Annotated in this window: 12 protein-coding genes; 9 read left to right on the top strand and 3 right to left on the bottom strand. The window is 33.9% G+C overall.

Annotated features, from left to right (window positions below; all coding sequences use genetic code 11):
- Both narI and IPM51_01540 read left to right on the top strand, forming a co-directional pair.
- Window positions 1–726 carry a respiratory nitrate reductase subunit gamma gene (narI, locus tag IPM51_01535; GenBank protein MBK9282982.1) on the top strand — a complete coding sequence of 242 codons (726 nt, stop codon included), beginning with the start codon at window positions 1–3 and terminating at the stop codon, window positions 724–726.
- Window positions 727–822: 96 nt separating this feature from the next.
- Window positions 823–1,425, top strand: a complete 603-nt coding sequence (locus IPM51_01540) for a cytochrome c (GenBank protein ID MBK9282983.1) — start codon at window positions 823–825, stop codon at window positions 1,423–1,425.
- Between the two features lie 81 nt (window positions 1,426–1,506).
- Here the strand turns inward: IPM51_01540 and IPM51_01545 are convergent, their stop codons facing one another.
- Window positions 1,507–4,068 carry an adenosylcobalamin-dependent ribonucleoside-diphosphate reductase gene (locus IPM51_01545; protein MBK9282984.1) on the bottom strand — a complete coding sequence of 854 codons (2,562 nt, stop codon included), beginning with the start codon at window positions 4,066–4,068 and terminating at the stop codon, window positions 1,507–1,509.
- A gap of 172 nt (window positions 4,069–4,240) precedes the next feature.
- Between IPM51_01545 and IPM51_01550 the strand changes: the two genes are divergently transcribed.
- Window positions 4,241–5,014, top strand: coding sequence for a radical SAM protein (locus tag IPM51_01550; protein MBK9282985.1), 774 nt, complete (start codon window positions 4,241–4,243; stop codon window positions 5,012–5,014).
- Here IPM51_01550 and IPM51_01555 read toward each other — a convergent pair.
- Both IPM51_01555 and IPM51_01560 read right to left on the bottom strand, forming a co-directional pair.
- Window positions 5,011–6,195: a proline dehydrogenase family protein gene (locus IPM51_01555; protein ID MBK9282986.1), complete on the bottom strand. Its 1,185-nt coding sequence runs from the start codon at window positions 6,193–6,195 to the stop codon at window positions 5,011–5,013. The genes IPM51_01550 and IPM51_01555 overlap by 4 nt on opposite strands.
- Before the next feature lie 16 nt (window positions 6,196–6,211).
- On the bottom strand, window positions 6,212–6,850 hold the full coding sequence (locus IPM51_01560) for a Crp/Fnr family transcriptional regulator (protein ID MBK9282987.1): 639 nt from the start codon (window positions 6,848–6,850) through the stop codon (window positions 6,212–6,214).
- A gap of 177 nt (window positions 6,851–7,027) precedes the next feature.
- On the opposite strand from IPM51_01560, the gene IPM51_01565 reads away from it, so the two are divergent.
- From IPM51_01565 to IPM51_01590, 6 genes are all read left to right on the top strand, one after another.
- Window positions 7,028–8,752: an MFS transporter gene (locus tag IPM51_01565; protein ID MBK9282988.1), complete on the top strand. Its 1,725-nt coding sequence runs from the start codon at window positions 7,028–7,030 to the stop codon at window positions 8,750–8,752.
- Window positions 8,753–8,769: 17 nt separating this feature from the next.
- The gene (locus IPM51_01570) at window positions 8,770–10,335 is read left to right on the top strand and encodes a NarK/NasA family nitrate transporter (protein MBK9282989.1); all 1,566 of its coding nucleotides are present in this window, start codon (window positions 8,770–8,772) and stop codon (window positions 10,333–10,335) included.
- A 234-nt stretch (window positions 10,336–10,569) separates the two neighbouring features.
- Complete coding sequence (locus IPM51_01575; protein ID MBK9282990.1) at window positions 10,570–11,898, top strand: hypothetical protein; 1,329 nt, start codon at window positions 10,570–10,572, stop codon at window positions 11,896–11,898.
- 36 nt (window positions 11,899–11,934) lie between these two features.
- Entirely contained in the window at window positions 11,935–12,669 is a 735-nt protein-coding gene (locus tag IPM51_01580) for a hypothetical protein (GenBank protein MBK9282991.1), read from the top strand.
- A gap of 43 nt (window positions 12,670–12,712) precedes the next feature.
- The gene (locus IPM51_01585) at window positions 12,713–13,648 is read left to right on the top strand and encodes a c-type cytochrome (protein ID MBK9282992.1); all 936 of its coding nucleotides are present in this window, start codon (window positions 12,713–12,715) and stop codon (window positions 13,646–13,648) included.
- A gap of 66 nt (window positions 13,649–13,714) precedes the next feature.
- On the top strand, window positions 13,715–14,389 hold the full coding sequence (locus IPM51_01590; GenBank protein ID MBK9282993.1) for a hemerythrin domain-containing protein: 675 nt from the start codon (window positions 13,715–13,717) through the stop codon (window positions 14,387–14,389).
- The last annotated feature ends 5 nt before the right edge of the window (window positions 14,390–14,394 follow it).

The raw sequence follows: 14,394 nt of genomic DNA on the forward strand, positions 1-14,394 counted from the left end.
ATGCTAAACCAGTTGTTATTTGTAGCGTTGCCTTATGTGGCCTTGGCAATATTCTTAGTGGGATCTATATATAGATACCTTTATAAAGGCTTTAAAGTTTCCTCATTATCATCTCAATTTTTAGAGGGGAGACAATTATTTTTTGGAAGTCAACCCTTTCACTGGGGCTTGTTCTTTTTATTTTTCGGACATCTAATTGCTTTCTTATTTCCGTTATCCGTAATTGCATGGAATGGGCAAACCGTTAGATTGCTCATTCTTGAATGTGCTTCATTTGCATTCGGAATTAGTGCTTTGTGGGGTTTATTTGCGCTCATCGCAAGACGTTTAACAAACAAACGTGTTCAAATTGTAACAAGCAAAATGGACGTAGTTGTATATTTAGTATTGTTAGTTCAGATTATTTCCGGCTTATGCGTGGCTTATTTTAATCGTTGGGGTTCTAATTGGTTCGCTGCTTTTCTAACGCCTTATCTAAGATCAATATTTGTATTTGACCCGCAAATTGATGCGATTTCAACTGTAAATTCTATTTGGTTAAAAATACATGTTGTGTCGGCCTTTAGCATTATCGCCATCATACCATTCACCAGATTTGTTCACTTCTTGGTGTATCCGGTTGATTATTTATGGAGAAGCTATCAACAAGTAATTTGGAATTGGGATAGGAAATCAATACGAACTAGTAGAGCACACTCTGTTGGAGAGAAATCAAAGAATAATTAATTTGTACTATTAATATTATTTAAAATTTTTTCTATGGAAACTTCTGACATATATTTTAAAAAAAATTACTTTATTCCAATTCTATTTCTATTCACCATGCTTATTAGCGGTTTCGAAATTAAAGCGGAAGATGGCAAGAAAATATTTAAACAAAACTGTGGGGTGTGTCATACAACCACACAACAAAAATTAGTTGGTCCGGGGTTGGAAGGAGTGGGTACAAAATTTTCGGAAGATTGGTTAATTAAGTGGATTAAAGATTCACAAGCTCTTGTTAATAGTGGTGATGCATTAGCGGTTAAAGCTTTTGAAGAAGGAAACAAAATTGCTATGCCTCCATTTGCTAATTTAAGTGATCAAGACATTAAAGATATTCTTTCCTTTATTGCAACAGATGTTCCAGCGGCTAAGGAAGCACCGGGGGCAACTCCTGATGCGCAACCTGTTGTTGCGAAAAATCAAGAATGGACTACATTGTCTAAAGTTTTTTTGGGCTCTATGGTTATAATTATTCTTTTTCTTGGTGGATACCTTGTGTTTTTAAAGAAGCAACTTAATAAGTTAGGATATGTGACGGACTCAGTGCCTTTTAAGGATCAAGTGGAAGGGTATATTAAAAATAATGGCAAGTTTATTCTGTTCGTATGCATTATTCTTGGCATGACTGTTATGAAGTCTTGTATTTCAGAAATTATGTAATAGATATTAAGTAATTAAAAAAGGGAGTTGATTAATTAACCCCCCTTTTTTGTTTATATCAAAAAACTACCTACCAAAAAGCTAACCACACTTTGAGTGTCCGCAACTTTTACATTTTAAGCAACCTTCTTCGTAAATTAATCCTGATGGGTCGCCACAACTTGGACAGGATTTGTCTTTTGCCTGTGCTCCATTCGGAATAAATTGTTTTAATGCTCTTTCTAAACCTACTCTCCAAGTGGTTATTGTTTCATTAGCAAAGTGTAAATTTTCGATTAAATCTATCACATGCACCATTGGCATCCCATGTCTAAGCACTCCTGAAATTAGTTTCGCATAATTCCAATATTCTTTATTAAATAAACGTGATAATCCTTCAATGGTAACTTTATATCCGTCTTTATCCAGATATTGAAAATCATATCTGCTCTTACCGCCCGGAGTTTTTGATTTAATAATCCAACCTTTGCTAATCCATTCCGGAAAAACGAAAGCGTCCTCTGCTTTTCCTGTAAAAATTTCATAAGGTCTGTTATCAATCACGCCAACAAATGCTATCCACTTTTCACTTTGATTCATGAATCGCATAATTCTGGCATCAATTCTAGTTGGCCTTTTAGGTGGTATTGAATCTTTTATACTTGTAGATTTATTTTTTTCATTCTCGGCAACTAAAACACCGGATCTTGAACCGTCTCTGTATACCGTGATTCCTTTCAAGCCCGCTTCCCACGATTTTAAATATATTTCGCCGACTTGCTCTACTGTGGCTTCACTTGGTAAATTAATTGTTGAACTAATACTATGTGTGGTATATTTTTGAACAACAGCTTGCAACTTAACACGATTTTCCCAATTAATTTCTGAAGCGGTTTGAAGGTGATATGGACTTAATTCTAATTTGGTTTTGCCACTTATTTGCATCCAGTCTTTTAAACGATGATGATAAACTGTAAATTCTTGCCAACAATCTCCTAAATTATCGACAAAATCAACCTTACTTTTTGGGTCGCCCGGGTTTACTTTTTTTCTTCTTTTATAACTTAATAAAAAAACAGGTTCTATTCCGGATGAAGATTGGGCTAATAAACTTATGGTACCGGTTGGTGCTACAGTACTAATTGAAATATTACGTCTACCATATTTCATCATTTTTTGATATAGTTTCGGGAATTCGTTTTCCATCATCTGAACAAATTCGGAATTTTTTTCAATTTCAGGATCGAAGCCAACAAAAGTTCCGCGCTCAATAGCTAAATCAATTGAACAATCAAATTCAGCATGACATTTTGTACGCATGATTAATTCGGTTGTTTCAATCCCTTCTTTACTATCAAACTTAATGTTTAATGCAGCTAGAGTATCTGCTAATGCAGTAAAACCTAGTCCGGTTCTTCTGCCTTTTTTTCCGGCATTATATAGTAATTCCCAAGTTTTTGATTCTACTTCTTTTATAATGTCGGGCTCCGGGTCTTTTTTAATTTTGTCGAATATTTTTTGAATGGCTTCCAATTCTAAATCTACCAAATCATCCATTAGCCTTTGTGCTTCATAGGTGTATTCAAAAAATTTAGCAAAATCAAATTTTGCATCTTTTGTAAATGGATTATCTACAAAGTTGTATAAATTTAAAGCCATTAGCCTACAGCTATCACCACCCTGCATTGCTATTTCAGAACAAGGATTGGTAGATACATTTTTGTATCCGGGATAAATAGATGAAGTAGAATAATAATGCTGACGATCCCAAAAAATTATTCCCGGTTCTGCCGTATTATGCGCGCATGAAGTAATCAGTTGCCAAAGTGCGAAAGCATCAACTTCTTTTTTGAAGGTTGGATTTGGAGAATCAACTGGAAACTGTAATTGAAACTTCTTTTTTGATTTAACGGCCTTCATAAATTCATCAGATACTTTTATGGATATATTGGCGCCGGTTATTTTCTTTAAGTCTTGTTTAATGGAAATGAAATTTTCTATGTCCGGATGTGCAATATCCATTGTAATCATTAATGCTCCCCTTCTGCCATTTTGCGCAACTTCTCTTGTGGTGTTTGAAAATCGCTCCATAAAAGAAACCGCGCCCGATGTTGTGCCGGCCGCGTTTGATACCACCTGTCCACTTGGTCTTAAAGTTGAGATGTCGATGCCTACACCACATCTTCTTTTAAATAATTGGGCCATTTGTTGATCTGTATAAAATACACCTCCGTATGAATCGTAAATTTCAGGCAATACAATACAATTGGATAAGGAAGCAATAACATGCGGATTTCCTAAAGAGGACATAACACTTCCCTGTGGAATGATATATTTAAATTCATGGAAATAATGGTAAATGGTATTAAAATCTAAGTCTTTTCTTTGTTTACCATAAGCGGATAAATTTTTACGTATGTTTTTTGACTTCGAAATGTAATTGGTTTCTATTCTTGCAAATTCTTTCGCCATTCTGATATGCATACTTTCCGGTGTGCATTCTAGAAATTCTCCCTTCTTATTTCTCATTGCATATTTACTTAGCCAGGCGCTGGCCGCCAATTCATCACCTTTAAAGTATTGGAGGCAAGCTTGCATGGCTTCATCGTAGCTAAAGACCCTGGAAGTCTTTTCATTTTCCGTTTTTTGTTCTGTAGTAATCATAGTTTATCTAAATTTAACGCAAGGTATTTTTTTTAATGTGTTAAAACTTATGGTGCAGCAAATAATTATTGATAGCATTTCTGACATTTTAACTTTAATCATAATTATTTTTCTAATACTAATTTACAACCTGATGAATATCATTTATTAATGTAAATATTAAGGTTAAACTTTGCATAGTATGTTATTTAATGAAATAGTTTTTGGTCCTATAATGAGTCGGAGATTTGGAAAATCTTTAGGTATAAATTTATTGCCGTTAGACAATAAGATATGTAATTTCAATTGTATATATTGTGAATGTGGTTGGACTGATTTAAGGGAAGTAAATTCGAAATTTACTTCTCGTGAACTTGTGGTTAAGGCAATGTCGGAAAGGTTTTTTGAAATCAAAAAGTCGAATGATATTCCGGATTCAATTACATTTGCCGGAAATGGTGAGCCAACCATGCATCCGGACTTTGCTGCAATAATTGATCATACCATTCGCTTAAGAGATGAATTTTTACCCGGTGTTAAAATTGTTGTATTATCAAATTCTGCTTTGCTCGGAAACCAAGTTGTTTTTAATGCTTTAAATAAAGTAGATGCACGGGTGATGAAATTAGATGCGGGTACAGAGGCACAATTTGTAAAAATAGATCAGCCCTTGTCTCGAAGGAAATTTCGATGGTATATAGATAGATTAAAAGAATTTAAAGGGAATTTATATATTCAAACATTATTTTTAAGAGGACGAGTAAATAATGAAAATGTCGACAATACAAAGGAGAGTGAGATAATTGCTTGGATAAATATTCTGAAAGAAATTAATCCTATTATGGTTATGATATATTCAATTGACAGGGAAACGCCAGCAAAAGGCCTTGAAAAAATATCAAATCTTGAATTAGAAGGTATTTGCCAAAAAGTAATTGATGCAGGCATTCCTGCAAAGTATTTTTAGTTTAGTAATTTCAGTTTATCTCTCCTTTTTTTTTCCTGATTTAATAAATCAAGTTCTCTTCCCATTTGTCCGGCTATTCCGGTGTTTTCATTTGCGCGTCTTATCAAATAGGGTACAACTGATTTAATGGGTCCGTATGGAACATATTTGGTTACATTGTAATTTTCGTTGGCTAAATTCATTGAAATGTGATCGCTCATTCCATAGAGTTGTGAAATAAATATATGGTGATGATTGTTTGCTAAATTTCTTTTTTTCATTTCATCCAATAAAAACAAAGTACTTAGTTCGTTATGAGTGCCAACACAAAGCATAATAATGTCTATATTATTTAAACAAATCTCAACAGCTTTATTAAAATCCCTGTCTGTATCTTCTTTTGTTTTTTGCATCGGAGTAGGATAATTCATTTTTATGGCGCGCTCATTTTCTCTTTCCAAATAAGCGCCACGAACTAATTTAATACCTAATTTTATTTTTTGTTTACGGCATTTACTTATTAAATCATTTAAATACGATAACCTGTCATGTCGGTACATTTGCAAAGTTGTTAGAACAATAGGGTCGTTCGTATTGTATTTCAACATATAATTTTCTGCTACAAGGTCAACAGCATACTGCAGCCAACTTTCTTCTGCATCTATAAATACAGGCACTTTTTTCTCAAGAGCCAGATGAAATAAAATATCCATTCTTTTAATGAATAGATTCCACTCTTTTTCTTCACTAACTGTAAATTCTTTTTTCGCATTTGCTGCGCTTAACAATTGAGTTGAAACAAATCCTGTTAATTTGATGCAGGTATATGGAATAGCAGGATTATTATGGGCTACTGCAATAATTTTTAATAATTCGGTTAAAGCTCTATCAAAGGCTGCTGAATTTTCCTCTCCTTCAACTGAATAATCAAGTATTGATTTTACATTTGACTCATACAATTTGTCTACTACTTTTTTTGACTCCTGAATAGTTTCTCCTCCGCAAAATTGTTTGAAAATAGTTGCCTTGAGTACTCCTTTAATGGGCAATCTAATTTTTAAGGAAAAGTTTAATAATTTAGTGAGAATTTGAACAACCCAGGATTTATTAATTAGTTTAAACAACCATAGCGTTTGTTTTAAATCTTTGTAGGATTTAAGTGCAAAAGCATTTTCTGTATTATAGAGCATTTTTAAATTCATGAATGTAAATCGGATGTTATGATTGGACTATTTTTTCTAAAGCGAGTTTCTTCAGAAGCTCTTTATTAATAATCCGTAATTTTCTGTCTTTAAAGGTTATGATGCTTTTATCTTCAAGTTTCTGAATAGTTTTATATACATAATTGGTTGTTGTACCGATTAGTGAGGCAATGTCTTTTGTAGAAATTATATGAGGAACAATTTCGTTTACTTTTAATTTACTTAAAGAATACAGTAGGGTGGCAAAATTATTAATTACACTTTTCTGGTTTAAATTAACTATGCGGTGTTCCAATTGATCAGAAAAATCGGATACATAATGTAATATATCAGGAAGAAGCTCTTCGTTTTTTAATATTTCATTTTTAAGCTCACTCACAGGTATGCATACTATTTCGGAATTTTTTAAGGCCACATAACTTTTATCGCTAACTTCTTCTAAAATTACCTGCTCTAATCCAATTATTTCTCCTTCAAAACCTATTGCAAAAATGAAATCAATGCTTCCGGCATGTTTGAATATTTTTATAGCACCTTTTTTGATCAAGTACACATTGTCTTTAGAATCGTGGGTACAAGTAAGTAAATTGTTCTCGTCTATTTTATTAACCGGATGATTTTCAAATAATTTCAATATATTTTTACTCACTCTCATTTTATTAAAAGTAAAGTTACTTGTGATGTTGTTTTATTACTATGATTCATATCATAAACCAATTTTGACATCAAATACAGTAATTAAATAGAAATATGACGAAAATCGAAATTAATGATAAGCATCATTTTTACTATCTATAACACCGGTTACTTTTGAGGTATTAAATTTCTTGTTATGTCAAATTTTAAAAAATTCTTAAAATCGGGGCACGCACCAACTTTGTTTTCGGCTTTTCTTTATTTTGATTTTTGTTTTGCTATTTGGGTGTTAAATGGCGCTATGGCACCTTTTATTAGCGAACATTTTAATTTAAGCCCTGCAGAAAAAGGCTTTATGATTTCGGTACCGATATTGGCTGGAGCTGTAATGCGTTTTCCTTTAGGTGTACTTGCACAATATATAGGAAGAAAAAATGCAGCACTAACCGAAATGGGGCTTATTTTCTTTGCATTGGTATTTGGGTATTTTTTCGTTGACACTTATTCTGATGTAATAAAAATGGGAGTGCTTCTTGGGATAGCCGGTGCCAGTTTTGGTGTAGCTCTTTCTTTGGGTTCAGGTTGGTTTCCACCAAAATATAAAGGATTGGCTATGGGTATTTCAGGTGCGGGAAATAGTGGAACAGTATTAGCTATGTTATTTGCACCACCTTTAGCAATGAAATTTGGATGGCAGGCCGTGTACGGAATGGCCGCATTTTTTATGCTGATTCCAATTGTTGTAATGATCGTGTTTGCCAAAGAACCGCCAGACAGAGAACATCAAACTCTTAAACAGCATTTGGCTTGTTTATTTGAAAAGGATGGTTGGACTTTTAATTTAATTTACATAATTACATTTGGTGGATTTATTGGACTTTCTAATTTCTTGCCAACTTACTTTCATGATCAGTTTGGAGTTACAAAAGTAGAAGCGGGTCAATTAACGATGTTAGCCGCTTTAATGGGAAGTGCAATACGTGTGGTTGGCGGTTGGGCTAGCGATAAATGGGGAGGAATTACAACATTAAGTGCAATATTTGGTATTATTATTATTACTATGGTAATTGCAGGTTTACCTATTGGTGTTACAGCTACAACAATTTTATTTATGGTTTGTTTTGCGGCACTTGGAGCAGGCAACGGAGCTTTATTTCAATTGGTACCTTTGCGTTGGCCATTGGCCACTGCTGTTGCGGGAAGTATGATTGGTGAAATTGGTGCACTGGGTGGAAGTTTTATTCCAAATGCCATGGGATTATCAAAACAAAATACAGGCTCGTTTTTTTGGGGCTTTATGTCTTTCGCTATATTAGCTTTAATAGCGTTTATAGTTTTGAGAGTGGCACAACGAGCCTGGACTAAGAAGTGGGTTGGTAAAGGAGGTATGGCTATTATTAAACCGGAGTCAATTGAAGTTGAAATTAAGGAGCACATTGCAGGAAACGTTGTATTTGCGCAATCAAAATCAAAGGGTGATTTTAATTACCGAAACATAATCTATCCGATTGGAAATTCTGAATTGGCTGATAAAGCTCGTCAACAAGCTGCTTATTTAGCCAAATCTACAGGCGCAAATTTGGTTTTACTGTATGTGAACGAAAAATCACATAGTACAGGAATACTTGCAACAGACTCTGCCCAATTTGCTGAGGTAAAAGAAGCTTGGATAGCAGAAGGAAAACAAATATTACTGGAAGAAGTAAAAAAATTGAAAGATTTGGAAGTTGATCAGGTGGAAGCTGTATTCGGTCAGGGAGATGTGGCAAGTGAAATTACAACTATTGCGAAAGAAAAAAATGCCGAACTAATTTTGTTAGCGAGTCACAAAGCCTCGCCTTTAGGTAAACTGTTAATGGGCAGCAGAACTTACGACGTATTCCTAGATACACCTTGCCCGGTTTTAAGAATAGTAAGATAAAAATAAAAATTTAGTATATGTCAAAAACAAATATAGAAACATGGAATGTAGAAGACGAGAGTTTCTGGAATTCCACAGGAAAAAAAATTGCGACTAAAAATCTTTGGTTATCAATTCCAGCGTTATTATTGGCCTTTGCGGTTTGGATAATGTGGGGCATGTTAGTTACGTATATGAAAGATTTTGGATTTACATTTGGATTATTAGAAGGCTTAACGAAAGGCACTCCGGAATATGATGCTGCATTGGCAAGTATAAATAACATGTATTATACTTTACCGGCAATTGCCGGTTTAGCAGGGGCTACATTACGTTTGCCAAATTCCTTTCTTATTTCATTGGGTGGCGGTAGAAATGTTATTTTCGTTTCTACTGCATTACTCATTATACCTGCAATAGGTGCTGGTATCGGACTGAGTGATGTAAATACCTCATATGGTTTTTTTGCGGCAATGGCTCTATTATCCGGTTTTGGCGGTGGTAATTTCTCATCTTCTATGAACAATATCAGCTATTTTTTTCCAAAGAAAATGCAAGGCTATGCTTTAGGAATGAATGCAGGAATTGGAAACTTAGGTGTAGCAACAATGCAGAAATTAATTCCACTTGTTGTACCTGTTGTATTATTTGCTGGGGCAGGTTCCGATGTAACAATAAAAGGCGTTGCATTTGCAGGTATTCAAAACGCCGGATGGGTTTGGGTACCACTGTTAGTTATTTTTACTATTTCAGCATTTGTGGGCATGAATAATGTTATAACCGGAACACCAGTACTTCCGTCAACGGCACAAGGAGTTTCCAAAACTTTAATTATGATCTTGCTAGGAGTGGTAGCCTCAGCAATTGGAGCGTATTTATTAATAGGATTAAAAATAAATATGTGGATAGTTTTACCGGCTGTAATAATTATTTCTGTTTTACTCATGAAATATGCCACGCCGGCAGATATTAAACAAAATCTTAATAAACAATTCTCAATTTTAAGTGATAAACATAATTGGATAATGACTATTATTTATACCATGACTTTTGGTTCATTTATAGGATACTCTGCTGCATTTCCAAAATTATGTCAAGATATATTTCCTACTGCGGATTATAGATTGTGGGTGTTTTTAGGTCCGGCTTTAGGTGCGCTAGTTCGACCTGTTGGTGGTATTATTTCAGATAAAATAAATAGTGGAGCAAAAGTTACCATGTGGAGTACAATAGTTCAAATTGTAGCAGCTTTGGCTGTAGCTTATTTTGTTGTTAAGGCAAGATCTTCTGCTGATCCGCTTGAATACTGGTGGCCGTTTTTTGGTTGCTTTATGATTTTGTTTATATCTACCGGTATCGGTAATGGGTCTACTTTTCGGAGTATACCTTATATTTTTAGCAAAGAAAAGGCCGGTCCGGTTTTAGGTTGGACTGCGGCGATAGCTGCATACGGCGCTTTTATTATACCTAAAGTGTTTGGCGAACAAATAAAAGCCGGACATCCGGAATATGCATTATTCGGGTTTGCTATATATTATGTAATTTGTTTGGTTCTAAATTGGTGGTATTATCAAGGTCCAAAAAGAGAATATGATAATCCATAAGTTAATTATTTCTTTTACGTAAGGGGTTGCTTTTTAAGTAACCCTTTTTGCTTTTAAAAACTATAAATAAACCCAAATTTTCAATTACCTAATTGATATAGAATTTCAAAATTCAAAAGGGTAAAGTTTTATGATTAAAAATGAATTATTCTGATGCTACTCATATTTTATTGATAGAGCTCATTTTAACTTTGTTAATAATTTAGCTTTTACCTCTAATTTAAATAAGATCTTATGAAAACTTCAAAATCAATCCTAACTATCTTGGTTATTAATTTGGGTTTATTTACATCAAACCTTAATGCCCAATTCTCGGTAACCGGGCAGTATATGTCTCGTGGAGAATATAGACACGGTTACCAATCCTTGGCCGATACTAATCAAAAAGCTGCCGTTTTTGTTTCACAAAGGGCTAGAATTAATGCCGAATATAAACACGAAAAATATAAAATTTATGTTTCTGCCCAAGATATACGCACTTGGGGTAGTGTAGCCAATGCTGCTATTGATACTAAAGGACTGTTCTCTATTTTTGAAGCATATGGCGAATTAAATTGTACTAAAAAGTTTTCTGCTAAAATTGGGCGACAAGTAATTTCCTACGACGATGATAGGATTTTTGGTGGATTAGATTGGGCTATGCAAGCCCGCCGTCACGATGCCGCAATTTTTAAATATAATGTTGACAGTACTATGACTATACATGTTGGCGGAGCATACAACCAAAACAGCGAATCGCATAAACTCATTCAATATTCCGTTGCCGGAAATTATAAGTCTTTTCAGTATTTATGGATGAATAAACAGATTAAAAAAGTAAGTCTTAGTTTTCTTGCGTTAAACAACGGAGTGGCTTACAATCGTGTAAACACAACCACCGGAGTACGTGATTCAATGACACTTTATCAACAAACAGCGGGATTAAGAGCAGAATACAAAGGGGATAAGCTGATAGGTTTAGTTTATGGCTATTATCAAATGGGCGATGATGCATCGAATAGAAAAACTAGTGCAATGGATGTTTGCGGTGAAATTGGATACAAACCGGTTAAGGGATTATTGGTTTCCTTAGGCGCGGAATATCTTACAGGACAAAGTCAAACTGATACAGCAAAAGCTTACAGAGATATAAATCATGCTTTTAATCCGTATTATGGAACTAATCACCGTTTCAATGGATATATGGATTATTTCTATGTAGGTAATCATATTAATTCCGTTGGATTGCTCGATGCTTATTTACGCTTAAGTTATACTTATAAAAAAGCATTATTCTCTGTGAATACACACATGTTTAATTCAGCTGCAGCAGTGCGCGATAAAAGTGTTACAACCGCTATTGAAAGCATGAATGCCAATTTGGGTACTGAAGTTGATTTCACATTCAGTTATAAATTTACAGATGGTGTGGCCGTTCAGGGCGGCTACTCTCAAATGTTTGGCACTACTACATTAAAAGCTATAAAAGGTGGACAAACATCTGAAATAAGTAATTGGGCTTATTTAAGTCTGATTATTCGTCCGGGTAAAATAGCCTGGCCTAAATGTGGTTTAAAAATGTAAAAAAAAATGCGAAAAATTCTAATAATGAACAGACAAATGAAAAAAGAATATATTATTGTTTTATGTATTTTCTTTGCAACTCTATTATTTTTTTCTTGTAAAAAAAAATCAATTGATCCGAGTTATACTAAAGCGAAAATTACCATTCAAATGACTTCAGGGGCTAATGCTGTTATTTGGGATAGTTTAAATTATACGAATGCGGCCGGTAATAAATTCTCGGTTTCAACAGCTAATTTTTTTATTTCCGGAATAGTATTAAAATCAGCAACTAAAACTTATGCTTCCAATAAAGTGTTTTACATTGATGCAAAAGTTAGCTCTAAGGCTCATTTTTGGTTAGATTCTATCCCACCAAACGATTACACAGAAATAAGTTTTTATCTAGGTTTAGATAAAAATACTAACAAATCAAATTCATTGCCGGCAACGGTTGATAATTCAAATATGGCATGGCCTGATTTAATGGGAGGCGGGTATCATTTTTTAAAATTAGAAGGGACTTATCTTGATTCGGCGAACGTAACAAAAGGTTATGCAATACACTTAGGCAGAAATGAAAATTTAGTAAGTGCAAAAATCACTCAAAATTTACATCAACAATACTGGAATCACGAATATAAAATAAGTTTTAATGTTAATGAGGTATTTACTAATCCAACAATATATGATTTGAATTTCGAGAAGAACTACACTATGTCAGATTCACTAGCAATGTTAAAAATCAAAAATAATATGAACGATGTGTTTACGATTATTCAAAATAATTAGCGTTTTATCTGTATTGTTGTTTTCATGCAAAAAGGAAAACCCCATGCCGGTTGCAGAAGAAGATGTGCCGTTGACTCCATATCCCGTCACCTGGCCATATTATTTTCCTAACCTCGAAATTCCCGATGAAAATCAAATGACCCTAGAGGGAATTAATTTGGGCAGACATCTGTATTACGATACTATTCTGTCAAGAGATGGAAGAGCATGCGCTGATTGTCATTCTTCAGCGTCAGCTTTTACTACTTATACCAGTAATGCTTTACCGCACATTAATTTGGGATGGAACTCTAACTTTTTGTGGAATGGGAAAGTGCAGGGTAAAATGGAGGATATTATGTTGTTTGAAGTAAAGGAATTTTTTAATACAGATTTGGACAAAATAAACCAATCTGCGTTTTACAAAAAAGAATTTAAAAAAGTATATAAGGCAGACAACGTAACGGCAGAATTACTTTCATATGCACTTTCTCAATTTTTCAGGGCCATGGTTTCAAAAAATTCACTTTGTGATAAATTTATATTACACACTGCAAATTTAAATGATTCCGAAATGCGAGGATTCAATATTTTTACAACAGAAAAAGGGGATTGTTTTCATTGCCATAGCCTGGGATTATTTACAGATAACAAATTTCACAACATTGGCCTTGATTCTATTTTTCTCGGTCAAAACATGGGTAGGTATAATTACACCGGATTAAATAAAGACCTGGGTCTCTTTAAAACACCAACTTTAAGAAATATTGAGTTAACCGCACCCTACATGCACGATGGAAGGTATACAACATTAGAGGAGGTGGTAGAACATTATAACTCAAAAGTGAAGCATAGCAATACTTTAGATCCCATCATGACTAAACCTTCAAAATTATACGGCTTGGGCTTAACCCCGCAAGAAAAACAAGATTTAGTTGCTTTCTTAAAAACCTTAACGGATAACGACTTTATTAATAATCCTTTACTTCAAAAACCTTAAAATAAATGATTAAAATCATGCAATGATTTGGAATATATTTCGTTATTTGCATTCAAACATAACGCTATGATAGATTTAAAAGAAACGAATAAAAAAGATCCACTAAAAAGAAGTGTTGAACATGGCTTAGATAATATGAAAGGAGCTACTCCTTTTGATCCGCCATCGGTTTATGATGAAGAAAACAAACCAAAAATTGACTTTGAGTCAATGCCCGATGCAATAAAGGAATTAATGAATGAACATAAAGTGGCCATTGAAAAATTAGAAATTTTTGAAAATGCACTTGTTGAATTTAAAAGTAACGGCTATGTTTTAAATCCGTCAATTAATTCGGCACTGTCTGAATTTTTTAAATTTTATGACAATAATTTATTGGTTCACAATGAAAAAGAAGATAAAGTATTATTTCCACTTTTAAACGAAAAGTTGATTGCTACCGGTGAACACAGTATTGGGGAAAATCCCAAAACAGCAATTGATGTAATGGAAGATGATCATGTTAAATTTATTCAATTAGGAACACTTTCTTTTAATCTGTTTGGATTAGCAACTCGAATTAAAGATTTGCAATCCCGGAATTTTATTTGTGATACTGCATACGATACTAGTCGCGAGTTTGCTGAATTGCTTCGATTACATATTTACCGCGAAGATTATACGCTTTTCCCATTGGCTCAAAAACTTATTTCTGAATCAGAATTTGATGAGCTTAGTAAAAAACAAAAGAAATTTAAATAAAACTC

It is taken from the genome of Sphingobacteriaceae bacterium (genome assembly GCA_016715905.1).
Taxonomy (GTDB): domain Bacteria; phylum Bacteroidota; class Bacteroidia; order B-17B0; family Aurantibacillaceae; genus Aurantibacillus.

Bases quoted from the DNA above. Each gene is read 5' to 3' on its own strand.
- narI (MBK9282982.1), top strand. From the start codon at position 1: ATGCTAAACCAGTTGTTATTTGTAGCGTTGCCTTATGTGGCCTTGGCA.
- IPM51_01540 (MBK9282983.1), top strand. From the start codon at position 823: ATGCTTATTAGCGGTTTCGAAATTAAAGCGGAAGATGGCAAGAAAATA.
- IPM51_01545 (MBK9282984.1), bottom strand. From the start codon at position 4,068: ATGATTACTACAGAACAAAAAACGGAAAATGAAAAGACTTCCAGGGTC.
- IPM51_01555 (MBK9282986.1), bottom strand. From the start codon at position 6,195: ATGAATTTAAAAATGCTCTATAATACAGAAAATGCTTTTGCACTTAAA.
- IPM51_01560 (MBK9282987.1), bottom strand. From the start codon at position 6,850: ATGAGAGTGAGTAAAAATATATTGAAATTATTTGAAAATCATCCGGTT.
- IPM51_01565 (MBK9282988.1), top strand. From the start codon at position 7,028: ATGTCAAATTTTAAAAAATTCTTAAAATCGGGGCACGCACCAACTTTG.
- IPM51_01570 (MBK9282989.1), top strand. From the start codon at position 8,770: ATGTCAAAAACAAATATAGAAACATGGAATGTAGAAGACGAGAGTTTC.
- IPM51_01575 (MBK9282990.1), top strand. From the start codon at position 10,570: ATGAAAACTTCAAAATCAATCCTAACTATCTTGGTTATTAATTTGGGT.
- IPM51_01580 (MBK9282991.1), top strand. From the start codon at position 11,935: ATGAAAAAAGAATATATTATTGTTTTATGTATTTTCTTTGCAACTCTA.
- IPM51_01585 (MBK9282992.1), top strand. From the start codon at position 12,713: ATGCCGGTTGCAGAAGAAGATGTGCCGTTGACTCCATATCCCGTCACC.
- IPM51_01590 (MBK9282993.1), top strand. From the start codon at position 13,715: ATGATAGATTTAAAAGAAACGAATAAAAAAGATCCACTAAAAAGAAGT.